Genomic DNA, 24,599 nt, shown 5'->3' with positions numbered 1-24,599 from the left:
CACGTCGAAACCGGCCTCTCCCACCCGACGGAGGACACCATGACCACCAACCCGCTGCAGGCCCTGACCGCGAAGCCCGACGACACCGCCTCGGTCGTCGCCGAACTGCGCGACCGCGCCGAAATCACCGACGCCCTCTACCGGTTCGCCCTCGGCCAGGACCTGAAGGACCGCGAACTCTTCGCCTCGGCCTTCACCGCCGACGCGGAACTCGACTTCCGCCCCGCCGCCGCCCGCTGGGGCGGCGAGCCGCCCCTGATGACCGGTCGGGACTTCATCGTCGACACCATCCTGGCCATGTTCACCGGACGGGTGGACACCACCCACCAGGTCACCAACCCGCGCATCGACATCGACGGGGACACCGCCCGCCTCACCGCCCTGGTCGAGGCCCAGCACCTGCTCACCGCCGACCCGGACACCCACGCCCTGCTCAAGAACCCCTACACCCTCGACCTCGTGCGCGACGGCGGCCGCTGGCTCATCCGGCGGATGCGCATCGACAACACCTGGTACACCGGCGACCCCGCGGCCGTCTTCGGCGCCTGACCGAACGGAGACCGGGACCGGAACGGGAAGGGAAGGGGAAGGGGAAGGGGAGCAGGCGGCGGCCAGCAGGGAGCAGGGAGCAAGCGGCGGGCAGGGCGGGCCGGGAGGGGTTCAGCGGCGGTAGGCGGCCGCCGCGATGCGGACGAACGAGGGGATCAGCGGGTTCGTGTCGCCCTCGTTCCACACCGCCACCACCCGGCTCGGCGCCACGCCGGCCAGCGGCACCACGGCCAGCCCCTCGGGCACCCCGTGCCCGAGGGGGGTCATGCCGACCGTGCCGTTCCAGAGCACGGCCTGCCGGCATTCCTGGACGGCCCGCACCACCGGCCCCTCGCGCGGCTCACCGCAGTTCCAGTACGACTGCCACAACGGGTCCGTGCCGTCCGGGAACCGGAACCAGCGCCGGCCCGCCAGGTCGGCCGGCTCCAGGGACGCGTGGCGGGCCAGCGGGTCGTCCGCGCGCAGCACCACACCGACCGGGTCGGCGCGCAGCTCGCGCACGGTCAGGCCGCGCTCGTCGAACGGCGCCCGGGTGAGGGCGATGTCGACCAGTCCGGCGCGCAGCCCGCAGGTCGGATCGGTCAGGTCGGCCTCGCGGATGCGGACCTCGACGCCCGGGTGGTGCTCGCGGTAGGCGGCGGCCAGCCGGGCGGCGCCCGGGTCGGTGCCGTCCCCGAGGAGGCCGACGGTGACGGCCGCGGGGCCGGCCTGCGCGGCCACGCGGGCGCGTACCCGGTCGGCCCGGTCGAGCAGCTCGCGGGCCTCGGCCAGCAGCACCGCCCCGGCGGGGGTGAGGGTGACGCCCGCGGCGCGGCGGTGCAGCAGGGTGGCGCCGAGGCTCGTCTCCAGCTGTCTGATCGCCCGGCTCAGCGGTGGCTGGCTCATGTGCAACCGGGTGGCGGCACGGCCGAAGTGGAGTTCCTCGGCGACCGCGACGAAGTAGCGCAGTGTCCGCAGCTCCATGCTGCGACGATACCCGTTCGGTATCGGGGGTTTCCGAACCGGTCTTGGACGGCCGGGCCGCCGGGGCGGTGGAATCGAAGCATGACCGACACGCTGCTTCCCGACCCCGCCGTACACGTCTCCGGTGCCCTGGAGATCGCCCCCGACCTGCTGGTGATCCCGAACCGCGGGATCCCGCTGGTCCCCAACATCGGCATCATCGGCGGCACGCGGGCCGTCCTCGTCGTCGACACGGGCCTGGGCACCGCCAACGCCGAGCAGGTCCTCGCCTTGGCGTCCGAGGTGGCCGGGGGGCGCCGGCTGTACCTGACCACGACGCACTTCCACCCCGAACACGCCCTCGGCGCGCACGTGTTCGACGGTCAGGCCACCTACCTCGCCAACCGCGCCCAGGCGGACGACCTGCGGACGAAGGGGCCGGGCTACCTGGAGATGTTCCGCGGCTTCGGCGGGCCGGTGGCCGACCGCCTCGACGCCGGCGTCCGCGTGCCTGCCCCCGACGCGGTCTACGACGGCGGGTACGACCTGGACCTCGGCGGCCGCACCGTGCGGCTGCGGCCCACCGGCCGGGGCCACACCAAGGGCGACCAGGTGGTCGAAGTACCCGACGCCGGTGTGTTGTTCACCGGGGATCTGGCCGAGACCGGACAGTTCGCGATCTTCCCCTGGTTCCCGCCGCACGACACCGACGTCTCCGGGGTCGGCTGGCTGGCGGTGCTGGAGCGGCTGGCCGCCGGCCGGCACCGGGTGGTGGTTCCCGGTCACGGCGGCGTCGGCGGCCCGCAGGTGCTCGCCGACGTCCGCGACTACCTGCGCGAGCTGCGCGACGAGACCTGGCGGCGGCGCGACTCGGCGATGGACGAACGCGCGATCACGGCCGAGGTCCGGGCGCTGTTGATCGAACGCCACCCGCAGTGGGCCGGACAGGAGTGGATCGAGAAGGGCGTCGGCTGCCTGTGCGCCGAACACGCCGGGTGACCCCCCGAGGGTCGGCTCCCGCTGCTGCCGTCGCGCGGTCCCGTCGGCCGCCCGCGCCACGGCGTCACGGCCCTGGGTTCACTGCACGGGGTTCACGGCCCTGGGTTCACGGCCCGCCTCGCACCGATACCGTGCCGTGCAGGACCCGGCCCGCCGCCCGCTGCTCCTCGAGCCACCGGGTGAACGCGTCGATCCGCGCCTCGGGTTCTTGCCCGGGCGGTCCGGCCGGCCCGGTCCGCGGCGGCACGATGACCACCACGGCTTCGCCCCGCTCCCGGGCCGCCGCCAGCCAGCCGGGCGACGCCTCGACCCGTGAGCCCGGCTCCCACCCCTGGCGGCCGCCGACCAGCAGGAGCCGTTCCACCCGGCCGTCGGCGACCTCGACGGCGCCGCTCGTCGGCGGGGGCTCACCGGCGGCGACCACGAAGCCGCTGTCGACCGCGGCCTCCACCAGGTCGGTGTGAAGGGCCGCGCCGACCTCCACGATCAGTTCCGCGACCGGCGGACCCTGCGCCGCCTCGCGGACGACCAGCGCCCACACCACCGGTTCCCGGGCCGCACCGTCACCGTCGCCGTCGCCGTGGTCCGTCTCGTGTGCCATGACTGCTCAACGAGCCGCATCCGCCGACCGCCCGGGTTTCACACGACCGGCCGACGGCGCCCGCAGGGGCACGCGCGGGATCCGGGGCGGCGGGGGGTGCGGCGGGCGGTGCGGCGAGCGAGGTTCGGCCGGTCAGCCCCGGGCTGGCGCGGCGGCGACGCAGAACTCGTTGCCCTCCGGGTCGGCCATCACGATGTGGTGCCCCTCGAACTCCTCCAGGACACTCCCGCCCGCTTCCACCAGCCGCTCGGACTCCGCCCCGATCCGCGCCCACCGCTCCCCCGGGCTGCCGTGGCCCGGCACCCGGATGTCGATGTGGAGCCGGTTCTTCGCGCGCTTCGGCTCGGGGACCCTGAGGAGGCAGAGCCGGGGCCCGGCCCCGTCGGGGTCGCAGAGCCAGGCGCCGTCGTCCGCGCCGTCGCCCTCCGGGAGGTCGAACTGCGCGAGCCACTCCTCACGGGTCCGGAACGGGGCGGGCGGCGGCTCGTCCACGTACCCCAGGGCCGTCTTCCAGAACTCGGCGAGGAGTTTCGCGTCCGCGCAGTCAAGGGTCAGATCGATTCCGGCTGCCATGGCAGGACCGTAGTACGAACCTGCGACAGCCGCGGCCGAGCAGGCCTGCCACACGGCGACGTCTTTCGACCGCCGCCCGGGACCGCCACAATCACCGTATGACGACCGCCACGGACGCGCCGCCCGCGCACGACACTGCCGTCGGCCTCGCCCGGGGGTTCCTGACGGGCGGTGTGATCGGGGTGTCGCTCGCCGCCTTCGTCGTCGGCTGCGTCCTCGAGCACCCCCCGCTGCTCGTCACGGCCCTGGCCCTGCCCACGGCCTACGGCCTGCTCCTCCTGCTCGCCGGTGCGCCGCGGCGTGCCCGGGAGGCGGCCGTCGCGCCCCGCACGGCGCTCGCGGTGATCGAGAGCATGGAGGCCGTCCCGGGCGAGGTGAGCGATGTGCCGGTGCGGTTCGATCTCACCGTCGCACCGCAGGACGCGCCCGCGTACCGCGTCGGGATCACGCAGGACATCCACCTCTCCGAGCTGCCCGACTACCGGCCGCGCGGCGTCCTGGTGGTCCGGTACCCGCCGGACCGGCCGTTGCGGGTGCGGATCGTGACGCGGCCGACACCCGAGTGGGAGGAGCGGGCGGCCGGGGCCCGCATCGACTCGGCGCCCGGGCCGGCCCCGGCGGGAGACCCCGAGCAGGGCCGGGCCGGCGGTTTCGTCACGCTCCTCGGCCTGCTGCTCGGCGCGGCCGCCGTGGTCCTGTTCTTCCGCGCCGACCTGTTCGGCCCGGACGGCACCGCGCAGCCGCCTCCCCCGGAGTCGTCCGGCTCCGTCACGTCGTCCACGACGGTCGTGACGTCCTCCACGACGGTCGTGACGTCGGCGTCCGGCACGGTCGCCCTCGGCCCGGACGGTTCGCTGCTCGAGCGGGGCGCACTGCGCCGGGCCGTCGACTCGCTCACCACGGGCGAGGCCACCCACCAGGCGCTCACCGTCGTCGTGCAGGAACGCCTGCTGACGATCGTGTACTCCCCCGGCGGTACGGGCGTCCCCTCCTTCGACCCGCGTTCGCTGCCCTACGACCGCGTGCCCGCGCTGGTCGAGGAGGCCGGGACCACGCTCGGCCTCGACTCCCCGCAGACGCAGACCTGGCAGCTCGCCGCCGACCGCCTGACCGGCTCCCTCACGATCAGGGTCACCGTGACCGGCCCCGCGGGAACGGCCTCGCTGGAGGCGGACGGACAGGGCACGGTGGTGCGGCGCAGCCCGGCACGCTGAGCCCGCGGGCCGGCCGGTCCGTGCGGCCGGTCCGTGCGGGTGGGGTGGGTGGGTGGTTGGGTGAGTGGTTGGCCGGTTGTCCGCCGGTGTCAAGGGCGGGCACAGTGGGGTGACTTGGGGACTTGGCGACTTGGGGACTTGGGGATCTGATGCGGCGTCGCCGTGGCCGAGCTGCCGGGGCCGGCAGCGGTGCGTGGGGAGGCCGGCCCCGGAGCGGCAGGAGGAGGGCTGATGGGCTGGCACGGGTATCTGGCGTTGTGGTGTGCGGTGTTCGGCGCGGTGGCGTTGTTCGGCTACGGGCGGTCGCTGGCCGGGATGACCCGGGCGCAGCGGACGGTCCGGGTCCGGGGGCGGATCGAGCGGGTGCGGGAGCCCCGGCACGGCGGTTCCCGGCGCGGCGGGATATCGGTGGTCGTCTCGTACCGCGACCCGTCCACCGGTCGGGGGGTCACCGTGACGAACGACGGTGAGTGCGGCGAGTCGATCACCGCCGCGTGGACGGGCCGGGAGGTCGGGGTCCACTACCCGCGCGGGAGACCGCACGCCTACCGGCTCACGAGCGACCTCGGGGAGGGCGGCCGCGGGCTGGGCTGGCCGAACTTCGCGGTGTTTCTGATCTACGTCGGGGCGGTGGTCGTCGCCGCGGTCGACTGGGGCTGGCCCTGGGCGCTGATCGGCGTCGGCGGGCCGTGGGCCGTCTTCGGTGCCTGTCGGCTGCCCGGGAACATCCGCGACACGCGCCGCCGTCGCGAGAAGCTGGCCGCCATGGTCGCCGCCCAGGGCCGTGTCGTGGCGGTGCTCAGGGATGTCAGCACCGACGCGGAGGGCGGCACCTCCACCAGCATCACGCCGGTCGTGGCGTTCACCGCCCGCGGCGGTGCGGCCGTCACCGCCCACTGCGCGTCGGGGGTGCCGGACCCGGCGGGCGCGTACGGCCGGGAGGTCACGGTCCACTACGCACCGGACGACCCGGCCGTGTTCACGCTGGACCGCGCGGGCGAACTCCGCTCCGTGGGAACGGACACCGCGGTCAACGTCGTGGCCCTTCTCGTCGTCGCGGCGGCGGCCGTCGTGGGAGCGGTCCTGCTTTGACGGCGCCGCGGCCCGAGGACGACGAGTACCCGGACGCCCGGACGCCTGCCCCGCGATGACGATCTGGCCGCGGTGACGGCTGCCGCTACAGGATGACGAGCAGCTTGGTGTTCGGCACCAACTTCCGGTTGACGGAGGTCGATTGGACGAACACGGTGTACGCCGGGTTGTCGCCCGGCTTCACCGTGGCTTCCGACTCCGGCAGGCCGAGGAGGCGGCGGGCCGCCGGGCCCGAGAACACCCGGCCCGTCATCCGGCCGGTGGCCGGGTCCTTCTCCGCCACGGCGAGCTGCTTGCCGCCCTGGATCTTCTCCCGCTTGGACAGCTCGTAGAAGGCGCAGCCGGAGGTGTACGCGTGGCCGGCGCGGGTGACGAAATCGCGGATGGGTGTCTGCTCGTCGACCGGGATCAGGATGTACTTGCCGGTGTCCAGGGCGTCGAGATTGGCCTTCACCTCGGCGGTGTTCAGGTCCTGGCCCATGGCGAACAGGTTCCTGGTGCCGCGTACGCCCTGTTCGCGGCCCCGCAGGAAGCTCGTGGCGGCCGTCTTGACGGTGCCGATGGCCTCCTCGACGCCCTTGCTGGAGTCCGCGTCCCAGATCGCGATGTTGCCCGCCGGGAAGCCGTACTCCTGGGCGGTGCGCTTGGCCAGGGAGTTCGGGACCAGGATGGCGGAGGTCCAGTGGTCGGGGAGGTCGTCCATGGCGCCGTGGATGCGGTCGATCCAGGTGCGCAGGACGGTCTTGCCCTTTCCGGCGGGCACGCGGGTGTGCATCTGGCCGGTCTGGGAGTAGCCGGAGGCGTTCTCCTCGCCGTCGGTGACGACGACTTGGAGGAAGGAGTGTTCGCCGTAGCCTTCCCAGATGTTCTTCAGGTCGTCGATGGACTTCACGCCTGCTTCGATCAGCGCCGTCGCCCCGTTGTCGACCTGGTAGAGGCCTCGCAGGGACGGCAGGTGCTTGACGTCCATGTCCCAGACCAGGTTCTGCACCTCGTGGTCGAAGGCGTAGAGGCTGATGCGGGTCTCGTGGCCGAGGCGGTCGGACTCCTCCTGCAGGCCCTTCACGAACTCGTCGACCACGCGGACGAGTTGTGCCTGGTGCTGGCGCATCGAACCGGACTTGTCGACCACGAGCGAGACGTGGTTGACCTTGTGCTTGATCCTGTTCGCGGACATGGCTCTCCCCGATTCCAACGCCTCTTCCGACGCCTTTTCCGGCGCCCCTCCGACGTTGTTTCCACCCTATGAGGGGGCTCTGACATCGGGTTCGGGGCCGGGTTCGCGCGGCTGCCGGCCGTCCGTCGGGGGCGGCCGGGACTTCGGGGGGCGGGGGCGTCCCGAGGTCCCGGCCGTGGGAGGTACCGGCCGACGTGGGGGCGTGGCCGGTGTGCTCAGCAGCCCGGCGAGGGGGTGGTGGGGCTGCTGTGACGGGAATGCTAGACCCGGCCGGTATCTCTGAACAGGCCTGTGACCTGCTATTTTCCGGGCGCGAACATGCCAGGGTCGGGCCCGGGGCGGGAACCGGCCGGAAGCGGGCCGGCCGGCGCGGGGTCAGCTGTCGGCGCGGGGGGCGAAGACGCCGAAGGTGGCGCCCTGCGGGTCGCGGATCACCGCGAGCCGCGGGCCGTTGTCCATCTCCACGTCGACGGGCCCGTGCAGGACCTCGGCGCCGAGGCGGGTCGCGGTCGCCGCGGACGCGTCGACGTCGGCGACCGCGAAGAACGGGTTCCAGTGGGACGGGACCTCGGGCGGGATGGAGGCGTCCATGGCCATGACGCCGCCGAACATCCGGTCGGCCAGGCCGACCATCGGGTAGGTGTCGTGCGGCCAGACCTGCCAGCCGAAGAGGTCCTTGTAGAAGGTGAGCGCGGTGTCCTTGTCCCGGGTCGACAGGTCGGCCCAGCCGAAGGCGTTCGGCTCGTCCACCACGCCGAAGCCGGCGAACCTCCGGGTCTGCCAGACGGCGAACGGCGCGCCGGTCGGGTCGCTGAGCAGGGCCCAGCGGCCGAGGTCGCCGACCTCCATCGGGCCCATCCACACCTGGGCGCCCGCCTTCTTGGCGGACTCGCAGGTGTCGTCGACGTTGTCGGCGGCGAAGGACAGCAGCCACATCACCGGCTGCTGGGGGTTCATCAGCGGGGCCACGGCCGCGGCGGGCGCGCCGTCGTGGGAGAAGGTCGTGTAGCCGCCGTACTGCGGGTCCGGGTCGGCCTGGGCGGTCCAGCCGAACAGTTCGCCGTAGAACTGCTCGGCTGCGGGGAGGTCGCGGGCGCTCAACTGTGCCCAGCACGGGGAACCAGGGACGATCTCGGTTGCCTTCAACGCACTGCCTCTCGACGCGGTTTCCTGGGACTGCCGCCACGGACAGCGCCGACGGTTTCGCCGTTCCCGCTGGTCAGGCGGCTGGCGGTGAGCCTAGTGGACCGACGGCCTCCCGGCCGGGCACCTCGCGCAGCGCGTCGGGTGCGCGTTACCGGGCGACCCAGGTGGCGGTGAGGGCCTGGACGGCCGATCCGTCGAGGTCCCCCAGCTTGGTCCCGGCGAAGGCGCGCGCGGCGTCGGAGGTGAGCAGCCGGAAGGCGGGCCGTTCGGCCGTGAGCTGGTCGACGATGCGCGCGGCCACGTCCTGGGAGGTCTGGGCGTTGGCGAAGGCGTCGCGGGTGCGGTCCAGGTAGGCGGACAGGGCCGGGGCGTACGGTCCGGCCTGTTGCGGGGCGTCGGCGGTGAGGCCGACGTTGGCGACGAACTCGCTGGCCACCGCTCCCGGTTCGATCACGCCGACGGTCACGCCGGTGGTGGCCGCGACCGGCGCGAGGGACTCCATGAAGCCTTCGACGGCGAACTTGGCGGCGCAGTAGGCCTCGTTGAAGGGCTGGCCGATGACGCCGCCGACGCTGGTCACGGTCAGCACGCGGCCGCGGCTCGCCCGCAGCAGGGGCAGGGCGGCCTTCGTGACGTGCAGGACGCCGAAGAAGTTGACCTCCATGACGGCGCGCACGTCCTCGACGCTCTCCTGTTCGAGGGTGCCGACGTGGCCCGCGCCGGCGTTGTTGACCAGCGCGTCCAGCCGGTCGAGGCCGGCCAGGCAGGCCGCAACGGAGGCGGGGTCGGTCACGTCCAGGGCCCGGACGTCGACGGTGACGGCGGCTTCCTCGGCTGCGGCGAGCAGTGCGCCGGCCTTGGCGGTGTCGCGCATCGTGGCGATGACGTGCCAGCCGGCGCGGGCGGCGGTGACGGCGGTGGCCAGGCCGATGCCGGAGGAGGTGCCGGTGATCAGGACGGTCTTGGTGCTCATCGTGAGGCCTCTCATATGCTTATGGTTCATAACCAATATGAATCATAACTATGTGAGGTGACATTCAACCCTGTCAAGCACCTGGCTACGCTGGACCCCATGCCCGACTCATCGGATGAGCTCACCAGGGAGGTCGTCGGCCTCTTCGCGGCCGTCAACCGTCGCTACACCCAGGAGTCCGAGGCCGCCGCCGCGGCCCACGACCTGACCCCACTGCAGGCCAAGGCGCTGCTCGCGGCCGAGAGCCCGGTCCCGACGCGCCGCATCGCCGAGCGGCTGCACGCGGAGCCGTCCAACGTGACCGTGATCGTCGACCGGCTGGAGTCGCGCGGCCTGGTCGAGCGCAGCCTCGACGAGACCGACCGCCGCGTCAAACTCGTCGCCGCCACCGCGGCCGGCCGCACCGTCGCCGCCGACCTGCGCGCCCGGATGCCCTTCGCGGCGCAACCGCTGGACCGGCTCACCGCGCGGCAGCGCGAGGCCTTGCGCGAGCTGCTGCAGCTGGTCTTGTCGTCACCTTGACGAAAACCGGGGGTGCCCAATATCGTCGTCATGACGAAAAGGGGTTCCTCCGATGGCCGACATCACCAGACGGTTCGGGCTGCGCCACCTGCGCGCCGTTCCCACCGCGCACATCCGCCACCTGCGGCGCGGCCGGGTCGCCCACGACGGGGCCGGGCTGGCGTTCTGGTTCCGGCCGCTGACCGCGGCGATCTCCGAAGTGCCGGTGGACGACCGGGAACTCGCCATGCTCTTCCACGCCCGCACCTCCGACTTCCAGGACGTCAGCGTCCAGGCGACGCTCACCTACCGGATCACCGACCCGGCCACCGCCGCCACCCGCGTCGACTTCGGGATCGACCCGGACACCGGCGCCTGGCGCGCGGCGCCGCTCGACCAGCTCGCCACGCTGCTCACCGAGACCGCCCAGCAGCACGCCCTCGGCCTGCTCGCCCGCACCCCGCTCGCCGCCGCCCTCGCGGACGGGGTGGACGCGGTGCGCGAGCGGATGACCCAGGGTCTGGCCGGCGAGCCCCGGATCACCGAGACCGGACTCGCCGTGATCGCCGTCCGGGTGGTGGCGCTGCGCCCCGAGCCCGAGGTCGAACGGGCGCTGCGCACCCCCGCCCGCGAGCTGGTGCAGCAGGAGGCCGACCGGGCGACCTTCGAGCGCCGCGCGGTGGCCGTCGAGCACGAGCGCGGCATCGCCGAGAACGAGCTCGCCAACCGCATCGAACTCGCCCGGCGCGAGGAGCAGTTGCTCGCCCAGCAGGGTGCCAACAGCCGGCTCCAGGCGGAGGAGGAGGCCGTCGCCGACCGGGTCCGCACCGACGCCGAGGCGCAGCGCCGCACCCGGCTGGCGTCCGCCGAGGCCCAGGCCGCCCGCGAGCTGGGCGAGGCCCGGGCGTCGGCGGAGGCCGCCTGGCTGGCGGCCCACCAGCAGGCCGACCCGGCGGTGCTGCGGGCGCTGGCGCTGATGCGGCTGGCGGAGCACCTGCCGCGGATCGACAGCGTGACGCTCACCCCGGACGTGCTCACCGGGCTGCTGGCCCGCCTCGGCGCCGGCGGGGAGCGGCGGTGAGCCTCGCCCCGCGGGTGGTGCTGGTGCACCGGCGCACCGAGTACGAGGAGCTGGTGGCCCGTCACGGCACGCCCGGGCAGGCCGCGTTCTTCCTGGCCTCCCGGGGCCGCTCGGCGCGGGAGGTCGAGGAGCGCCACCGCCGGGCGGCGGCGGCGCTCGCCGAGGCGGCGGCGGCCGTGCCGCTGGACTGGCGGCGCAGCCGGGTCGAGCGGGCGGACCTGCCGCGTTTCCTCTTCGAGCCCGGGGACGTGGTGGCCGTGGTCGGCCAGGACGGCCTGGTGGCCAACGTCGCCAAGTACCTGGACGGCCAGCCGGTGATCGGTGTGGACGCCGACCCGGGCCGCAACCCCGGTGTGCTGGTGCGTCACCGCGTGGACGGCCTCGGCGCGCTGCTGCGGGCGGTGGCGCGCGGCGAGGGGGCGCTGGAGGAGCGGACGATGGTCGAGGCCGTCGCGGACGACGGCCAGCGGCTGCTCGCGCTGAACGAGGTGTACGTCGGGCAGCCGGGCCACCAGACGGCGCGCTACCGCCTGGGCACGGACGGCGCACCCGACGGCACTGGGGCACCCGACGGCACCGGGGCACTCGACGGCGCCGGGGCGGCGGAGGCCCAGGCCTCCTCGGGTGTCCTGGTCGGCACCGGCACGGGCGCCACCGGCTGGTGCCGCTCGGCCTGGCTGGAGCGTGGCGGCCCCGTCGCACTGCCCGCCCTGCCCGCCCCGGGCGCGCCGGCCCTGGCCTGGTTCGTCCGGGAGGCGTGGCCCTCCCCCACCACCGGCACCAGCCACGTGCACGGCCTGCTGGAGGCCGGGCGGCAGCTGGTGCTCACTGTCGAGTCCGAGCACCTGGTCGCCTTCGGCGACGGCATCGAGGCGGACGCCCTGCAGCTCGCCTGGGGCCAGAGCGTGCGCCTCGGCGTCGCCGCCACCCGCCTGCGCCTGCTGGGGTGACGCGGACGCCGGCCTCTGCCGAGCGCGGCCGAGCGCGGCCCGGGGCCGGCGGGGGCCAGGGCGGGCGGGGGTCAGGGGGTCTCGTGGACGATCCAGAAGCGGGACCGGCGGTACGCGGGGCCGTTGGGGTCGTCGGCCGCGACGCGGACCGGGGTGTGCAGGCACAGGACCCGGCCGCCCAGCCGCTTCTCCTCGGCCGCCAGCCACCGGGACTGCCAGAGCATCGCGCCCGCCATGCCCGCCAGGAGCATGCCGGCCGGGATCCCCGTCGTGTAGCTGAGCGCGAGTCCGATCAGCAGCACCAGGAGCAGGGGCGTGGCGAGGCCTCGGGAGAACAGGTCGAAGGTCTTGTCCCGCGCGACCGTCTGCGCGTCCGGCGGCGGCGGGCTCAGCCGTTCCAGCCGCTCCCGGTACCAGGGCCGACGGGCCTCCAGGAGGCCCCAGAACGCCGTCGCGAAGAGGATCAGGGCAACTGCCGCGCCCGTCACGGGGTCCAGCCGGTGGGCTCCCCCGGTGTAGGCCGGCACGCAGCTCACCAGGCTCACGGGGAGCAGCAGGCACGCCTGGATCCGTACCGACGCGACCAGTCCCACCAGTCGCAGACCGCCACCGCTCACGAAAGCGTCTCCCCCGCACCCATCTCGACACACCCGCCCGACACACTCGCCCGACGCACTTGCCCGACACACTCGCCCGACACACGCTCGACCAAGATCCGCAGGATCCTAGCGGACGGCGGCCGGGAGCACCCCGCCCCACCTGCACTCTTGGGCGCGGGGCCCGCACGCGTCCCCGGTGCGGCGGCCGGCCGGATGCTCCTTCGGGCGGAGGGCGGGTCCGTCCTCGGGGCCGATGGCGGGCGGGCCGGCGCGCCGTATCGTCGGTGCCATGAGCCGAGGACTGCATCTGGACGCCTACCTGCTGGCCTTCGACACCCGGGCCCAGTCCCTGCAGGACCGCACCCGCGCCGGGTTCCTGCTGCGCGCGGCCGCCCTGGCCGAGCTCGCCCACCGGGGCGCCGTCGCCGAGGACGGGGCGGGCCGGGTGCGGGTCGTCTCCGGCGCCGCCACCGGGGACCCCGTCCTGGACGCGCTGCTCGCCGAGGTGGGCGAGCAGCCGCGCAGCTGGAAGTCGTGGATCCGGCGGGGCCGTGAGGACACCCTGGAGGCCGTCGAGGAGCGGCTCGCGGTGCTCGGCGTGGTGACCATGGCGGACCGCGACCCCTACGGCCCGGTCGTGCCGCAGCGGACGGTGGCGATGGACGACCCGCGCGAAGCCCTGGACCTCCAGGTGCGGGTGGCCGAGCTGGTCCGCGGCGGCGCCCCGGTCGCCGGGGCGCCGTTCACCGACGCGGTCCTCGCGGCGCTGGCCGCCCACGGGCACCTGCGGCTGGTGCTGTCCCGGCACGACCGCCGGGCCCACGCCGGGCGGATCGCCGCGCTCACCGAGCGGCTCGCCGACGAGGCCCCGCACCTGGCCGGGGCGGTCGGCGGGCTGGGCCTGACCATGATTGCCGCCCAGGGCGGAATGGGCGGCGGCTGACCGCACCCCCGGCGCCCTCTCCTTCGCGGTGATGCGGGTGTTCCGGGACGAGGACGGCCTGGCCGCGCGGACCCTGGCCGACCGACCGTCGGGCGTGGTGCTGCGCCCCGACCATTCCCCGACGGGTCACTGCGTCTTGTCCTGGGCGGATCCCGCGGACCAGGAGCTTCTGTGGTTCCCGAGCAGTCCAGGCGGAGCCACGACGTCCCCTTCGTTTCGTTTTCCGAAGCAATCTCCGATGGTAGCGTTTCGGAATCCGAAGCATCAATCTTGGAGGCTGGACTCCACGCCATGCCAACCCCCAAACCCGGCAAGCCAGTTCGTGGTTCGACCACCGGTCGCCCCCTCATGGCCGCACTCGACCTGTTCGGACGGCGGTGGAGCCTGCGCATCCTTTGGGAGCTGCGCGGGGGCCCCCTCGGGTTCCGCCCCCTGCAGAAGCAGTGCGACGACATGTCCTCCAGCGTGATGCGGCAGCGCCTGACCGAACTGCTGGATGCCCACGTGGTTCACCAACTACCCGACAGCCGGTACGAGCTCACTCCACTGGGGCGGGATGCCTGCCTCGCACTCGGCCCCCTCGCCCAGTGGTCGGAGCGCTGGGCGGCGATGCTCGACCCGCAACCGGCGCACCGCAACAGCGAGCGGCCCGCCGACGGCATCTCGCGTCCCGACGCCGTGGGCGACGGGACGCTCGAGAGGGGTCCTGCCGGCTGACGCCCGCCCGGCCCGGGTTGACGGCGCACCCGGAACCTCCGCCCGGCACCCAGGTCCTCGCCACGCCGGGTGAGGTGACAGGCGTCGCCGTGCAGAGTGGGCACGCGGGCGCCGGTCGGCTCGCCCGGCCGGGTGCCGAGCACGCTCGATGACATGCGTTCACAACGGCGCTGCAACTCCTGGAAGCCTGCCGGGGCTTGGCTCGATTCCCACCGGATGCGCAGCGTCCGGCGCCGCCCGAGCAGATCGAGTGCAGCCATGACCGGGCGCCCTGAATCGGACCCTCGTACCGGTGAACCCGGCCGAGGCGTTCCGGCTTCCGTATCTCCTCCTTGCGCTTCGGGTTTCGAAGCACCATAGTGATTCGAAAACCGAAGCAGGAGGTGCTCGTGCCGCGCATCGAACCGCTCACCCCGCCCTATCCCGCGCCCGTCGACCAGGCACTGCGCCGATGGATGCCTCCCGGCGTGACACACGAGCCACTCACACTGTTCCGGGTACTGCACCGAAACCCGGAACTGGCCTCACGCATGTTCGCCCTGGGGTCCGGCCTGCTGGGCCACGGACTTCTTCCCGCCATCGACCGCGAGATCATCATCGCCCGAGTAACCGCACGCACCGGCTGCGCCTACGAATGGGGGGCACACGCCGCGACCCTCGCCCAGCAGGCCGGACTGAGCCAGGAACAGCTCCGGGCCACCACCGCCATCGACGTCGCAGCCAACACAGCGTGGCTGCCTCGTCATGCGGCACTGCTCAACGCCGTCGACGAACTGCACGACACCGCACAGCTCTCACAACCCGCCTGGGATTCCCTGGCCGTCCACTACGAAGACGCCCAACTCCTGGAGTTCCTCGTGCTGGCCGGCTGGTACCGAACCATCAGCTACCTGGCCAACGGGCTCCTCCTGGAGGAAGAGCCCTGGGGCGCCCCGTTCCCGGCGCAGTGAGCCCTTTCCAAACGAGGTTGCAGGCAGGGCTCCATCGCCAACCGATACATCGTCTTGTCTCAACGGCCCACCACAATCAGCCAGTCCCTTGCGAACCGCCCTCGGAAATGCCCGGTGATCCGTCGCCGGGGCCGATCAATCCGAGTGTCGACTCGAAGCCTGGCACGCTTGTCCGAACACAGGAGGTTTCCATGGCCAAGGGCTACTGGGTCAGCGTCTACCGCACCATTTCCGACCCCGAGAAGCTGGCCGCCTACAACAAGCTGGCCGGTCCGGCCGTCCAGGCCGGAGGCGGGCGGGTGCTCGCCCGTGGCGGCCGGGTCCTCGCCCACGACGCCGGAATCGCCGAGCGCACCATCCTGGTCGAGTTCGACACCTTTGAACAGGCGGTCGCGGCACGCGAGAGCGCGGCGTACCAGGAGGCGCTGGTCACTCTTTCCGACGCCGTCGAGCGCGACTTCCGCATCATCGAAGGCGTCGACTGACCGCCGCACTGACGTTCAGGCCGGCCTGGCGGCCCCGCCGGCCTCGTCGGCAGAACTCACGCTCACCCGAAGCGAACCGCGAACCGCGAACCGGTACTCGTACGACAGATCGGTCCAGCGAGCCAACGGATCTGATGCCCAGCGGCACGTCCGGCATCCGTCTGCCGTGTGACCCGTCGGGGCTACTTTCATGTTTTCCCGACGGGCGCACGACCGCGGGCCGATCGCCGTGGGCACCCGTGAGTCGGCGCCGCGCCGATGTGCCGCGCCGGTCCGCCCGCGGCCCCGGCGGCGCGTGATCGGCGCCAGGACGCGCATGACTTTTGGCACCCGTTCCCTCACCGAACGTGAAAGGATCGCGGTCGGCAATGGTTCGTATCGGCTAGGGGAAGACATGGCGGAGCGTCAGAACGGCACGGTCAAGTGGTTCAACGACGAGAAGGGGTACGGGTTCATCACCCCGGAGTCCGGGCCCGACCTGTTCGTTCACTTCCGTGCGATCGAGGGGGGCGGCTTCAAGTCCCTGGTGGAGGGTCAGAAGGTCACCTTCGAGGCCGTCCAGGGCCAGAAGGGGATGCAGGCCGACAAGGTCCAGGTCGTGCAGTAGGCGCCTGCTCCGAGCGGGCGGTCGCGGCCGTGTCCTATGCACGGGCGCCCGCGGCTTCGACCGCCCGCCGGCGGGTCACGCGCCCGGCCGCCGCCGCGGTGACCACGGTGACGAGGGCGCACAGCGCGGCGGTCCCGCCGATCCGCGCCCACGGGAGCACCGTCGACGCGCGGGCCGCGAGCCTGCCCGGCGAAGCGTGCTGGGTCACCGCGGCCAGGACGGTCGCCACGGCGGCGAGGACGGTGCCGACGACCACCGCGCCGGCTGCCTCGGCCGCGGCCACCCCTCACGATCCGGCCGCACCTCGCACCGGCCGGGCCGAGCAGGGCGAACTCCCGCCGCGTCGGCGCCGGCCGACGTTAGGGCCGCGGGCGACGTCGATGCCTCCGGGCCGGCCCCGATCTCGACTCCGAGGAACCCTGACCCGCCCGCGACCGCCGGTGCCGGCGCCGCAGTCCCGGCGCCGCGGTCCCGGCGTCCAGTCCCGTCGTTTTCCCGGGTACGTGGAAGGGCCCACGCGTCTGCTCCGCCCGACTGATCCGCGGGAGGCGCCCGTCGGATCCGCATTCCCGCAGGTCGGCTCGGTGTTTCTGACGAGCTGTAAGGTCCGGTCGGACGGCGGCAGCGCTTGCGGGGGGGGGTCGCGCGCATGGCTGTCTGAAGTCGTGGCGGGCCGATCGGCGCCGCCCCTTTCAACGTGAACTCCGTGGAGGAGATTTCCCATGCGTGCTTTCAAGCGTGTTCTGGCCGTCGCCGCTCTCACCACACCGCTCGTCATCGGCTGCGCCGGTCTGGCCTCGGCCCATGAGGGCCTGAGCGCGGACTTCGGCAAGGGCGGGTTCATCGCGAACCAGAACGGCGCCGGCGTCGGCGCTGTCGAATCCGCCGTCTCCCCCGACGGGATCTCGCACGCCGCCTTCTGGATCTGGGCCGACGACAACGGCGTCTCCGGCTCGTTCACGGGTTCGGGCGCCAGCTGGAACAACGGCTGACGAAACCCGCGCCGCCGGCGGTCCGAGACCGTTCACCGCCCGGCCGGACAGGCTCGGGCGGACGGCGGACGGCGGGCGGACGGCGGACGGCGACGCGCGGACCCCGAAGGGATCGATCCGCGCGCCGCCCCGGCCCTCGCCCCAGCCCCCGCCGACGGCTTGCCGTCGGACCTCCTGCCGTCAGACCTTCAGGCCGTGGCGGTTGACGTACCAGAAGTGGAAGCCGAACAGCCCGCCCAGCACCGCCACCCACTGCAGCGAGTTCACCAGCGGCACCAGGTCCACCGGCAGGGTGCAGGCCAGCGTCACCCGGATCCCGGCGTCCACGGCGAACCCCAGGCCCCAGACCGCGGTGAGCGTGCGCAGATGACGGCGGAAGACCGCGTCGTGGTCCCAGTTCCCCGCCCACTCCTCGGCGCCCGCCTCACCGAGCTTGGCGGCGACGATCGAACGCGCCGCGGTCAGCATGAACGGCCGCCGCGTCGCCAGGGTGCCCAGCACCCAGAGCCCGAGCACCCCGAACACCCAGCTGTCGCGCACCAGCAGCACCCGGGGGCTGCCGCTGACCATCGACATCAGCGTGCCGACCACGATCATCAGCAGCGTGAAGACCGGCATCACCTCGACCCGGCGGCTGCGCACCATCCCGAGCACCAGCCACGGCACCAGCAGCAGGCCGCTGATCAGCAGCGCCGCCCACTGGCTGAACCCCACGCCGTGCAGCACGTAGAACCCGCCGAGCGGCAGCGCCAGTTCGAAGACCAGCGACTTGGCCAGCGCCCGCTTGGCGGCACGGCCCCGCCGGTCCGCGCCCGGCGCGGCGCCCTGCCCGTCGGTTCCCTGCTGGTCGGTTCCCTGCTGGTCGGTCCCCTGGTCGGCCTGCTTGTTCACGATCTCCCCCATCACACTCGACCTTCCCATGGCTGTCTCTCCCCTGTCCTGCTGCGACCTGTCGAGCCCGCTGTTCCCGCTGTTCCCGCTGTTCCGGCTTCTCCGGCTGTCCGGCCGTTCCGGCTGTTCCGCTACGGTTCGGCGCGGGTGGCCCGGTCGAAGATGTCCGCCAGCTCGCGGCCGGCCTCGGCGACGTCGAAGTCCGGATCCCCCACCCAGCGCAGCACCACGGCGTCGATCGACCCGCGCAGCGCGACGAGCATCAGCCGGGGGTCGAACTCCCGGAACTCGCCCGCCTCCTGGGCCGCGCGGATCACCTGCTCCTGGCCCTCCATCGTCAGCTGCTGGGAGGCCCGGTAGTCCGCCGCGGTGGGATCGTCCCCGCCGAGGTTGGGCAGCACCTCGATCAGCGCCTTCAGGTGCCGGGGCCAGAGCGCGAGCAGCTCGACGCTGGACTCGATGTACGCCCGCAGCCGGGCACGCGCCCCCTCGGCCGCGCCGATCCTGGGCGCCATGAACCCCGTGGACACCCGGGTCACCTCGGCGACGACCTCGTGCATCAGGTCGTCCTTACCCGCGAAGTGGTACGAGATCATCCCGGTGCTGCTCAGCCCGGCCTGCTTCGCGATCCGGCTGAACGACGCCTTCGCGTAGCCCAGTTCGGCGACCACGTCGATGGCGGCCTGCACGATCTGCGCCCGGCGCCCCGATTCGGTGAACGTCCGCCCCATCCCCACGCCTCCTTGCCCGTGCAAGCTGATTCTTGCTTGCCTGAGCAAGACTGTAGAGCAATTTGCTCGCCTGAGCAAGAACTTGCGCAGGCGAGCAAAGGGACGTGCGGATGAGCGGGAAGAGGTGCCGGGCGGAAGGTGCCGGGGGGCGCGCGCGGGGCGCCGCAGCCGGGGTCGGGGCGGGCGCGCGGGGGCCCGCGGCCGCCCGGCCCGTCAGCGCACCCAGTCGGCCGCGAAACCCGCGCCCGCCCGGCTGACCCTCACCGCTCCCGCCCCCGCGAAGTGCGCCGGGATGACCAACTCCCGCTCCGCTGCGGCCCGCTCCAGGATCCGCAGCCGGCTGGCCGCCGCCTGCGCCGGGTCGAGGCAGAAGCAGCTGCTGCACGAGGGGTGTGCCAGCTGGACCGGTGAGTGCATCAAGTCCCCCACGAACACCGCCCGTTCGCCGCCGGACTCGACGCGCAGCACGGACGAGCCGGGCGTGTGCCCCGGCGCCTCCTCCAGCACCAGCGCCGAGTCGATGCGCAGCGACCCCGACCACTCCACGGCCTGCCCGGCCGCCAGCACCGGCGCCACGCTGTCCTCGAACACCAGGTCCCACTCCGCCCACCGCGCCGGGTCCGCCGCGCCGCCGCTGCGGGCCGGGTGCCCGGCGGCCGGGTCGAAGAATTCCCGGTCGGCCGCCGGCAGAAAGTACTGCGCGTTCGGGAACGTCGGGGCCCAACTTCCGTCCTGCTCGGTCGTGTTCCACCCCACGTGGTCGGCGTGCAGGTGGGTGTTCACCACCACGTCCACCTCCTCCGGCCGCACCCCCGCCGCCGCCAGCAGCTCCGGGAAGCGCCCCTCGCGCCGGTGGAACATCGGCGTCGCCGGGCGCTCGCGCCCGTTGCCCACCCCCGTGTCCACCAGCACCGTCCGGCCGCCGCTGCGCACCACCCAGGTCTGCAGCGCGCCAAGGTAGGCGCCGGAGGCCGGGTCGTAGTGCTCGGGTGCCAGGGCGGCGTCGCTGTCTGCGGCGGCGACCCAGGCCGGCTCGCCGAGGTCGGGCACGATCGCCGCCGCCGGCGCGAACGGCCCCTGGAACTCCAGCACCCGGATGATCTCCACGTCCCCCAGTACGATCCGCTCCACGGTTCGGCCCTCCATCTGTTGATCCGTCGGTTCGCTGTCTGCTCGTCGAGCCTAGGAAGCCCGGGTGAGCCGCTCAATGCGCTGATGGCTCGCTCCGATACGCGAACGGCTCATCCTCGGTGCCCGGCGGTCGCGTTCCGGGGACGGCGCCACGGCTACGATGGCCGGGTGGACGTGGTCAGTGACGCGATCGCCGCCGTACGGGCGGGCCGGCCCGCCTCCAACCGGCTGCGGGTGGCGGGGCGTTGGGGTGTCCGGGTCCCCTCCTACGCGGGCGCGGGCTTCCACGTGGTGCTGGCCGGCGACTGCTGGCTGCTCGCCGACGGCGGCGAGCCGCTGCGGCTGGGGCCCGGCGACGCGGTGCTGCTGCCGCACGGCAGCGGACACGCCCTGTCCGACGAGGAGTTGACGGCCGCCGGGGCGGCGCGCCTGCCGGAGCTGGACTCCCTGCTCGGCCCGCACCGGCGCCCGGGCGGCGCGCCCGCGCCGGAGGCCGCACCCGCCGCGAACGTCCCGGACGTCCCCGGTGCGGCCGACCTGCTGTGCGGCAAGTACCGCCTCGACCACGGGCTCGGGCACCCCCTGATGCGCGAGCTGCCCGAGGTCGTCCACCTGCCCACCCGCACCGGCGAACACCCCGAACTACGGTCCGCCGTCGAGCTGTTGAGCACCGAGCTGACCACCGCCCGGCCCGGCGGCGAGCTCGCCGTACCCGGCCTGATCGACCTGCTGCTGGTCTACCTGGTGCGGGCCTGGACCACCCGGCGCGGCGCCGACGGCTGGGGCGCGGCACTGACGGACCCGGTGGTGGCGGCCGCGCTCGCCGCCGTCCACGAGGACCCGGCCCACCCGTGGACGGCCCAAGCCCTGGCCGCCCGCGCCGGCGTCTCGCGCGCCACCCTCACCCGCCGCTTCACCACGCTCACCGGCCGCCCGCCGATGGCCTACCTCACCTGGTGGCGGATGACCCGGGCCGCAGGCCTGCTGCGCGACACCGCCGACCCGCTGGAGGCCGTCGCCCGCAAGGTCGGCTACGCCAGCCCCTACGCGCTCTCGCACGCCTTCACCCGCCAGTTCGGCACCACCCCCGGCCGCTACCGCACCACCCGCACCGCCCTCGTCGCCTGATCCCGCGCCGCCCCCGCGAACGGCGGGAGCCCGGTGCCCGCGCGGCGGGGGTGGACGGGGCGCGGCGCGCGGCGCGCGGGCGGCCCGGTGACGGCCGGTCAGGCGGCCGGTCAGGCCGCTGCGGTGCCGACCGCCTTCGTGGGGGTGATCCGGACGACGACGCGGAGGACCTCCTCCGGCAGGTCGAGGTACTCCTGGCCGGCGCCCGGGCCCTCGTACTGTTCGGCGAGGGCGACCGCGACGGCGCGGCCGGTGTCCTCGGCGACGGTGGCGAGGCCGCGTATCTCGACGTAGCGCAGCGGGTTGGCGGGGTCGTAGACGGTGAGGCTGGCGCGGGGGTCGCGGCGCAGGTTGCGTTCCTTGCGGCGCCCGGCGGCGGTCGAGACGAGCACGTCGTCCCCGTCGCGGCCGACCCAGACCACCGAGGTCTGCGGGCTTCCGTCCGGGTTGAGGGTCGCGAGGACGGCGGGAATCGGCGCGTCGAGCAGTGCGCGGACGGCATCGTTCAGTGTGGTGGTCATCCGGGCGAGGCTAGCGTCGTCCGGCCTTGCGCGCAGCCGGGTTCGGCCGCCTCGGGTTCGCCGTCCGGGTTCGCCGTCCGTGGTGCTTTCCGCGGTGAGCACGGAGGCGGGCAGGAGAGAGTGTGAGGCCGGCTCGCCGGGGACGTGGACCTGTGGCTCGCCAGCGCCTCGCCGGACGGCGTCCCGTACCTGGTGCCGCTGTCTTTCGACTGGGACGGCGAGGCCCTGCTGGTGGCCACCCCCGCGAACAGTCCGACCGGCCGCAACCTGGCCGCGGGCCGTACCGCCCGGCTGACCCTGGGCCACACCCGCGACGTCACCGTGGTCGACGGCGAGGTGGAGGTCCTCGCGATCGACGCGCTGCCCGGCCCGGGGGGCGACCGGTTCGCCGCGCGCACCGGCTTCGACCCGCGCGAACTCGCCACCCCCTACCGCTGGTTCCGCATCACCCCGCGCCGCGTCCAGGCGTGGCGCGAGGCGGACGAGCTGGCCGGTCGGGAGCTGATGCGCGGCGGCCGCTGGCTGGTGTGGCGGGCGGTCGGTCGAGCGGGCGCGAGCCGGGGGCGGTCCCGCCCCCGGCTCATCGGTCAGCGCCCCACTCGCCGGTCAGGGCACCGGGACGCGGTCCGGCTCCGGGGCCGGCTCGGCCCGGTGGTGGTGGCGGGCCGGGCGGACGGGCCACCAGAGGGCGCGGCCGAGCAGAGCGGCGAGGGCCGGCACCAGGACCAGGGACAGGACGGCGGCGGAGAGCAGGATGCCGAGCGTCAACGCGAAGGCGACCTGCTCGCTGCCCGGGGTCGCGGCGAGGGTGGCGAAGGAGCCGGCCAGGACCAGGCCGGCCGTGGCGATGGTGGGCGTGGTGTGCCGCACGGCGCGGGCGACGGCGGTGCGGGGCGGGCCGGGGCGGTGCATCTCCTCGCGGATCCGGTCGGTGATGAGGATGTTGTAGTCGGTGCCCAGCGCCACGACGAACAGGAACAGCACCAGCGGGAGGGTGAAGCTGACGCCCGGTTCGCCCAGCCCGTGCTGGAACAGCAGGGTCGCGGCGCCGAGGGTGGCGGCGAAGCCGAGCCCGACGGAGAGCATCAGGACCACCGGGGCGAGCAGGCTGCGCAGGAGCAGCAGCAGGATCAGGGCGATCAGGGCGGCCGCGACCGGGAAGACGACCGCCAGGTCGTGGTCGACGGCGGTGGAGATGTCGGCGAAGATCGCCGCCGTGCCGCCCACGTGGGCGCTGGTCCCGGGGGGTGTGTGGGCGGCGACCGTGGCGCGGACCGGGCCGGCGGCCAGGTCGCGGGCGCGCCCGCTCCGCGGGTCGGCGGTCAGGTAGAGGTCGATCCGGGCGGCGCGCCGGTCCCCGTTGAGGACGGTCCCGCCCACCTTGCCGACGCCGTCGACCTGGGTGAGGGCGCGGGAGAGGCCGTCGAGCCGGCCGGGGTCGAGGGTGGTGCCGTCCGTGGTGACGACGTAGACGCTCGTCGGGTCGGAGACGCCGGCCGGCAGGGTGCGGGAGATCTCGGCGGCGGTGGCGGCGGCCGGGGTCTCCTCGCCGGCGCCGCCCAGGCCGTAGTCCATCCGGATCCCGGTCATCCCGGCGGCCAGCGCGCCGAGCAGGGCGACGGCGGCGAGCAGCATCGGCAGCGGCCGCCGGGCGACGAGCGCGCCGAAGCGGGCGGCGAAGCCCTCGCCCGGCTGCCGGCGCAGGCTGCGCGAGGGCCAGAACATGCCGCGTCCGCAGGCGGCGAGCAGGGCGGGCATCAGGGTGAGGCTGCCCAGCAGCATGACCAGGACGGCGACGGCGATGGCCGGGCCGAGCGAGCGGAACTGGCCGAAGCTGGCCACGCCGAGGGTGGCGAAGGCGGCCACGATGGTCAGCGCGGCCGAGGTGATCGCGGTGCCCACCCGGGCGGTCACCTGGGCGGCGGCCTCGCGGGCGGGCTGCTCGGGCCGGGCCCGCAGGTGCTCGCGGAAGCGGAAGAGCAGGAACAGCAGGTAGTCGATGCCGATGCCGAGCAGGACCACGGAGACCAGCCCCGGGGTGGAGGCGTCGAGCTTGAGGCCGGTCAGCGTCGCGACGCCGGCCACGGCTCCGCCGGCCACGCCGCCGATCATGGCGACGGCGAGCAGCGGCAGCAGGGCCGCCGCCACGCTGCGGAACACCAGCACGTTGAGCAGGACGATCAGCCCCATGAGGAGCGCGCTGCCGATCGTCGCGGCGGTGCGGTGGGAGTCGGCGGTGTCCGCGGCGTCGGCCAGTCCCCCGGTGAACCCGGTGCGCATCCCGGCCTCGGCGAGCTGGGCCCGGGTGGCGTCCCGGAAGGTCCGGTAGACGCCCTGGACGCCCTCGTCTGCGGCGTTGCCGGTCAGTTCGACGGCGAGCAGTTCGAAGCTCCGGTCGGGTGCCACCATGGCCGGGGCGACCCGGGGGGTCTGGGAGTGGTCGGGGACGAGGAAGGCCGGCTGGTCGTCCTTCCTGGGCATGACGACCCGGCGCTGGGCGAGCTTCGCCGCCTCGGCCTCGATCCGCTGCTGGTCGGCGGCGCCGAGCGCCTTGCCGTCGGTCCTGGCGACCAGCACGGTGACCGTGGTGGCGTCGGGCCTCATCCCGAAGTTCTCCTCGGCGATCCGCAGCGCGGCGGCCGAGTCGTAGCTCTTGGGCAGGAAGTCCCCGGTCTGGGACTGGGTGACGCGGGCGAGCAGCATCGGGCTCAGCCCGGCCAGGGCGATTCCCAGCACCACCCAGAGGGTGATCACCCTCCACGGGTTCCTGGTGGAGTATCCGGTCAGTGCGCGGATCACGATTTCCTCCGGCGGTGGACGCGAGCGTCCGCAAGGTCAGTCTCGGCTCCGGGGGTTCCCGGCCGGGTTCCAGACCATCACCCGGGGTGGGGTGCGGACGTCCTTGCGACGGACGATCCGCACCGGGGCCCCAGCTCCTCGGCCGGGCCAGGACCCGGGACCGTGGTCCTGGTCCGCGCTGTCGTGATCGGCCGTGGGGACCATGCCGGGGCGGGGTGGGCCGATGCCACAATGGCGGTCATCGGCCCTGATCAGGGCTGATGAGGGACCGGCCTCGGCGTCGGGACCGGTGGCGGTATCGGGTATC

General features: G+C 73.9%; 27 protein-coding genes and 1 pseudogene. 15 read left to right on the top strand and 13 right to left on the bottom strand.

Going from position 1 to position 24,599, the window contains the following annotated elements; genetic code table 11:
* The first annotated feature begins 39 nt into the window (after window positions 1–39).
* The gene (locus ACZ52J_RS02540) at window positions 40–549 is read left to right on the top strand and encodes a nuclear transport factor 2 family protein (protein ID WP_465615204.1); all 510 of its coding nucleotides are present in this window, start codon (window positions 40–42) and stop codon (window positions 547–549) included.
* A gap of 111 nt (window positions 550–660) precedes the next feature.
* Here the strand turns inward: ACZ52J_RS02540 and ACZ52J_RS02535 are convergent, their stop codons facing one another.
* Complete coding sequence (locus ACZ52J_RS02535) at window positions 661–1,512, bottom strand: LysR family transcriptional regulator (RefSeq protein ID WP_465615202.1); 852 nt, start codon at window positions 1,510–1,512, stop codon at window positions 661–663.
* 81 nt (window positions 1,513–1,593) lie between these two features.
* Between ACZ52J_RS02535 and ACZ52J_RS02530 the strand changes: the two genes are divergently transcribed.
* Complete coding sequence (locus ACZ52J_RS02530; RefSeq protein WP_465615200.1) at window positions 1,594–2,490, top strand: MBL fold metallo-hydrolase; 897 nt, start codon at window positions 1,594–1,596, stop codon at window positions 2,488–2,490.
* 106 nt (window positions 2,491–2,596) lie between these two features.
* Here ACZ52J_RS02530 and ACZ52J_RS02525 read toward each other — a convergent pair whose 3' ends face one another.
* Together ACZ52J_RS02525 and ACZ52J_RS02520 are read right to left on the bottom strand one after the other, a co-directional pair.
* Entirely contained in the window at window positions 2,597–3,091 is a 495-nt protein-coding gene (locus ACZ52J_RS02525) for a hypothetical protein (protein WP_465615198.1), read from the bottom strand.
* A gap of 132 nt (window positions 3,092–3,223) precedes the next feature.
* Window positions 3,224–3,664: a VOC family protein gene (locus tag ACZ52J_RS02520; RefSeq protein ID WP_360497336.1), complete on the bottom strand. Its 441-nt coding sequence runs from the start codon at window positions 3,662–3,664 to the stop codon at window positions 3,224–3,226.
* A gap of 98 nt (window positions 3,665–3,762) precedes the next feature.
* Between ACZ52J_RS02520 and ACZ52J_RS02515 the strand changes: the two genes are divergently transcribed.
* Entirely contained in the window at window positions 3,763–4,878 is a 1,116-nt protein-coding gene (locus tag ACZ52J_RS02515) for a hypothetical protein (RefSeq protein ID WP_465615196.1), read from the top strand.
* Window positions 4,879–5,109: 231 nt separating this feature from the next.
* Entirely contained in the window at window positions 5,110–5,970 is an 861-nt protein-coding gene (locus tag ACZ52J_RS02510) for a DUF3592 domain-containing protein (RefSeq protein WP_465615194.1), read from the top strand.
* A gap of 85 nt (window positions 5,971–6,055) precedes the next feature.
* On the opposite strand, the gene ACZ52J_RS02505 is transcribed toward ACZ52J_RS02510, so the two are convergent.
* The 3 genes from ACZ52J_RS02505 to ACZ52J_RS02495 all read right to left on the bottom strand — a co-directional run bounded on the left by ACZ52J_RS02505 (window position 6,056) and on the right by ACZ52J_RS02495 (window position 9,266).
* Window positions 6,056–7,147: a VWA domain-containing protein gene (locus ACZ52J_RS02505; protein WP_465615192.1), complete on the bottom strand. Its 1,092-nt coding sequence runs from the start codon at window positions 7,145–7,147 to the stop codon at window positions 6,056–6,058.
* Between the two features lie 375 nt (window positions 7,148–7,522).
* The gene (locus tag ACZ52J_RS02500; RefSeq protein WP_465615190.1) at window positions 7,523–8,248 is read right to left on the bottom strand and encodes a VOC family protein; all 726 of its coding nucleotides are present in this window, start codon (window positions 8,246–8,248) and stop codon (window positions 7,523–7,525) included.
* Window positions 8,249–8,441: 193 nt separating this feature from the next.
* Complete coding sequence (locus ACZ52J_RS02495; protein WP_465615188.1) at window positions 8,442–9,266, bottom strand: SDR family oxidoreductase; 825 nt, start codon at window positions 9,264–9,266, stop codon at window positions 8,442–8,444.
* Window positions 9,267–9,365: 99 nt separating this feature from the next.
* On the opposite strand from ACZ52J_RS02495, the gene ACZ52J_RS02490 reads away from it, so the two are divergent.
* From ACZ52J_RS02490 to ACZ52J_RS02480, 3 genes are read left to right on the top strand one after another with little or no spacing between them, the layout of a single operon-like run.
* Entirely contained in the window at window positions 9,366–9,788 is a 423-nt protein-coding gene (locus tag ACZ52J_RS02490) for a MarR family winged helix-turn-helix transcriptional regulator (protein WP_465615186.1), read from the top strand.
* Window positions 9,789–9,840: 52 nt separating this feature from the next.
* Window positions 9,841–10,848 (top strand): SPFH domain-containing protein, encoded by a 1,008-nt coding sequence (locus ACZ52J_RS02485; RefSeq protein WP_465615184.1) that lies wholly within the window; start codon window positions 9,841–9,843, stop codon window positions 10,846–10,848.
* Complete coding sequence (locus ACZ52J_RS02480; RefSeq protein ID WP_465615182.1) at window positions 10,845–11,798, top strand: NAD(+)/NADH kinase; 954 nt, start codon at window positions 10,845–10,847, stop codon at window positions 11,796–11,798. The genes ACZ52J_RS02485 and ACZ52J_RS02480 overlap by 4 nt, the downstream gene beginning before the upstream one ends.
* 71 nt (window positions 11,799–11,869) lie before the next feature.
* Here the strand turns inward: ACZ52J_RS02480 and ACZ52J_RS02475 are convergent, their stop codons facing one another.
* The gene (locus tag ACZ52J_RS02475; RefSeq protein ID WP_465615180.1) at window positions 11,870–12,415 is read right to left on the bottom strand and encodes a hypothetical protein; all 546 of its coding nucleotides are present in this window, start codon (window positions 12,413–12,415) and stop codon (window positions 11,870–11,872) included.
* Window positions 12,416–12,686: 271 nt separating this feature from the next.
* On the opposite strand from ACZ52J_RS02475, the gene ACZ52J_RS02470 reads away from it, so the two are divergent.
* From ACZ52J_RS02470 to ACZ52J_RS02450, 5 genes are all read left to right on the top strand, one after another.
* Window positions 12,687–13,340 (top strand): GOLPH3/VPS74 family protein, encoded by a 654-nt coding sequence (locus tag ACZ52J_RS02470; RefSeq protein ID WP_465615178.1) that lies wholly within the window; start codon window positions 12,687–12,689, stop codon window positions 13,338–13,340.
* Window positions 13,341–13,631: 291 nt separating this feature from the next.
* Complete coding sequence (locus ACZ52J_RS02465; protein ID WP_465615176.1) at window positions 13,632–14,057, top strand: winged helix-turn-helix transcriptional regulator; 426 nt, start codon at window positions 13,632–13,634, stop codon at window positions 14,055–14,057.
* Between the two features lie 389 nt (window positions 14,058–14,446).
* Window positions 14,447–15,007, top strand: a complete 561-nt coding sequence (locus tag ACZ52J_RS02460) for a carboxymuconolactone decarboxylase family protein (protein ID WP_465615174.1) — start codon at window positions 14,447–14,449, stop codon at window positions 15,005–15,007.
* A gap of 191 nt (window positions 15,008–15,198) precedes the next feature.
* Window positions 15,199–15,492, top strand: a complete 294-nt coding sequence (locus ACZ52J_RS02455) for a DUF1330 domain-containing protein (protein ID WP_465615172.1) — start codon at window positions 15,199–15,201, stop codon at window positions 15,490–15,492.
* Window positions 15,493–15,886: 394 nt separating this feature from the next.
* Complete coding sequence (locus ACZ52J_RS02450; RefSeq protein ID WP_360497374.1) at window positions 15,887–16,099, top strand: cold-shock protein; 213 nt, start codon at window positions 15,887–15,889, stop codon at window positions 16,097–16,099.
* Between the two features lie 34 nt (window positions 16,100–16,133).
* Here the strand turns inward: ACZ52J_RS02450 and ACZ52J_RS02445 are convergent, their stop codons facing one another.
* Complete coding sequence (locus tag ACZ52J_RS02445; RefSeq protein ID WP_465615170.1) at window positions 16,134–16,382, bottom strand: hypothetical protein; 249 nt, start codon at window positions 16,380–16,382, stop codon at window positions 16,134–16,136.
* 439 nt (window positions 16,383–16,821) lie between these two features.
* On the opposite strand from ACZ52J_RS02445, the gene ACZ52J_RS02440 reads away from it, so the two are divergent.
* Complete coding sequence (locus ACZ52J_RS02440) at window positions 16,822–17,091, top strand: hypothetical protein (RefSeq protein ID WP_465615168.1); 270 nt, start codon at window positions 16,822–16,824, stop codon at window positions 17,089–17,091.
* A gap of 180 nt (window positions 17,092–17,271) precedes the next feature.
* Here ACZ52J_RS02440 and ACZ52J_RS02435 read toward each other — a convergent pair whose 3' ends face one another.
* The 3 genes from ACZ52J_RS02435 to ACZ52J_RS02425 form a co-directional block, all read right to left on the bottom strand.
* Window positions 17,272–18,012, bottom strand: a complete 741-nt coding sequence (locus ACZ52J_RS02435; RefSeq protein WP_465615166.1) for a VC0807 family protein — start codon at window positions 18,010–18,012, stop codon at window positions 17,272–17,274.
* A gap of 101 nt (window positions 18,013–18,113) precedes the next feature.
* Window positions 18,114–18,713: a TetR/AcrR family transcriptional regulator gene (locus tag ACZ52J_RS02430; RefSeq protein WP_360497380.1), complete on the bottom strand. Its 600-nt coding sequence runs from the start codon at window positions 18,711–18,713 to the stop codon at window positions 18,114–18,116.
* Window positions 18,714–18,926: 213 nt separating this feature from the next.
* Entirely contained in the window at window positions 18,927–19,859 is a 933-nt protein-coding gene (locus ACZ52J_RS02425; protein WP_465615164.1) for an MBL fold metallo-hydrolase, read from the bottom strand.
* A gap of 153 nt (window positions 19,860–20,012) precedes the next feature.
* Here ACZ52J_RS02425 and ACZ52J_RS02420 point away from each other — a divergent pair, with 153 nt between their 5' ends.
* A complete protein-coding gene (locus ACZ52J_RS02420; protein ID WP_465615162.1) occupies window positions 20,013–20,972 on the top strand; it encodes an AraC family transcriptional regulator in 960 nt (319 codons plus the stop codon).
* Between the two features lie 110 nt (window positions 20,973–21,082).
* On the opposite strand, the gene ACZ52J_RS02415 is transcribed toward ACZ52J_RS02420, so the two are convergent.
* Window positions 21,083–21,493 (bottom strand): PPOX class F420-dependent oxidoreductase, encoded by a 411-nt coding sequence (locus ACZ52J_RS02415; RefSeq protein ID WP_465615160.1) that lies wholly within the window; start codon window positions 21,491–21,493, stop codon window positions 21,083–21,085.
* Between the two features lie 129 nt (window positions 21,494–21,622).
* Here ACZ52J_RS02415 and ACZ52J_RS02410 point away from each other — a divergent pair.
* Window positions 21,623–22,018, top strand: a pseudogene (locus ACZ52J_RS02410) (pyridoxamine 5'-phosphate oxidase family protein); the annotation flags it as partial.
* Window positions 22,019–22,099: 81 nt separating this feature from the next.
* Here ACZ52J_RS02410 and ACZ52J_RS02405 read toward each other — a convergent pair.
* Window positions 22,100–24,292, bottom strand: coding sequence for an MMPL family transporter (locus ACZ52J_RS02405; protein WP_465615158.1), 2,193 nt, complete (start codon window positions 24,290–24,292; stop codon window positions 22,100–22,102).
* Window positions 24,293–24,599 lie beyond the last annotated feature (307 nt).

This window comes from Kitasatospora sp. NPDC034035 (genome assembly GCF_055575755.1).
Note: the sequence above shows the minus strand (reverse complement) of the source record. Positions and strands in the feature narration are given on the sequence as shown.

Coding starts and splice junctions, on each gene's coding strand:
- ACZ52J_RS02485 (WP_465615184.1), top strand. CDS start 9,841: ATGGCCGACATCACCAGACGGTTCGGGCTGCGCCACCTGCGCGCCGTT.
- ACZ52J_RS02455 (WP_465615172.1), top strand. CDS start 15,199: ATGGCCAAGGGCTACTGGGTCAGCGTCTACCGCACCATTTCCGACCCC.
- ACZ52J_RS02530 (WP_465615200.1), top strand. CDS start 1,594: ATGACCGACACGCTGCTTCCCGACCCCGCCGTACACGTCTCCGGTGCC.
- ACZ52J_RS02490 (WP_465615186.1), top strand. CDS start 9,366: ATGCCCGACTCATCGGATGAGCTCACCAGGGAGGTCGTCGGCCTCTTC.
- ACZ52J_RS02510 (WP_465615194.1), top strand. CDS start 5,110: ATGGGCTGGCACGGGTATCTGGCGTTGTGGTGTGCGGTGTTCGGCGCG.
- ACZ52J_RS02515 (WP_465615196.1), top strand. CDS start 3,763: ATGACGACCGCCACGGACGCGCCGCCCGCGCACGACACTGCCGTCGGC.
- ACZ52J_RS02470 (WP_465615178.1), top strand. CDS start 12,687: ATGAGCCGAGGACTGCATCTGGACGCCTACCTGCTGGCCTTCGACACC.
- ACZ52J_RS02435 (WP_465615166.1), bottom strand. CDS start 18,012: ATGGGAAGGTCGAGTGTGATGGGGGAGATCGTGAACAAGCAGGCCGAC.
- ACZ52J_RS02450 (WP_360497374.1), top strand. CDS start 15,887: ATGGCGGAGCGTCAGAACGGCACGGTCAAGTGGTTCAACGACGAGAAG.
- ACZ52J_RS02525 (WP_465615198.1), bottom strand. CDS start 3,091: ATGGCACACGAGACGGACCACGGCGACGGCGACGGTGACGGTGCGGCC.
- ACZ52J_RS02430 (WP_360497380.1), bottom strand. CDS start 18,713: ATGGGGCGGACGTTCACCGAATCGGGGCGCCGGGCGCAGATCGTGCAG.
- ACZ52J_RS02415 (WP_465615160.1), bottom strand. CDS start 21,493: ATGACCACCACACTGAACGATGCCGTCCGCGCACTGCTCGACGCGCCG.
- ACZ52J_RS02495 (WP_465615188.1), bottom strand. CDS start 9,266: ATGAGCACCAAGACCGTCCTGATCACCGGCACCTCCTCCGGCATCGGC.
- ACZ52J_RS02440 (WP_465615168.1), top strand. CDS start 16,822: ATGCGTGCTTTCAAGCGTGTTCTGGCCGTCGCCGCTCTCACCACACCG.
- ACZ52J_RS02540 (WP_465615204.1), top strand. CDS start 40: ATGACCACCAACCCGCTGCAGGCCCTGACCGCGAAGCCCGACGACACC.
- ACZ52J_RS02465 (WP_465615176.1), top strand. CDS start 13,632: ATGCCAACCCCCAAACCCGGCAAGCCAGTTCGTGGTTCGACCACCGGT.
- ACZ52J_RS02505 (WP_465615192.1), bottom strand. CDS start 7,147: ATGTCCGCGAACAGGATCAAGCACAAGGTCAACCACGTCTCGCTCGTG.
- ACZ52J_RS02425 (WP_465615164.1), bottom strand. CDS start 19,859: ATGGAGGGCCGAACCGTGGAGCGGATCGTACTGGGGGACGTGGAGATC.
- ACZ52J_RS02520 (WP_360497336.1), bottom strand. CDS start 3,664: ATGGCAGCCGGAATCGATCTGACCCTTGACTGCGCGGACGCGAAACTC.
- ACZ52J_RS02535 (WP_465615202.1), bottom strand. CDS start 1,512: ATGGAGCTGCGGACACTGCGCTACTTCGTCGCGGTCGCCGAGGAACTC.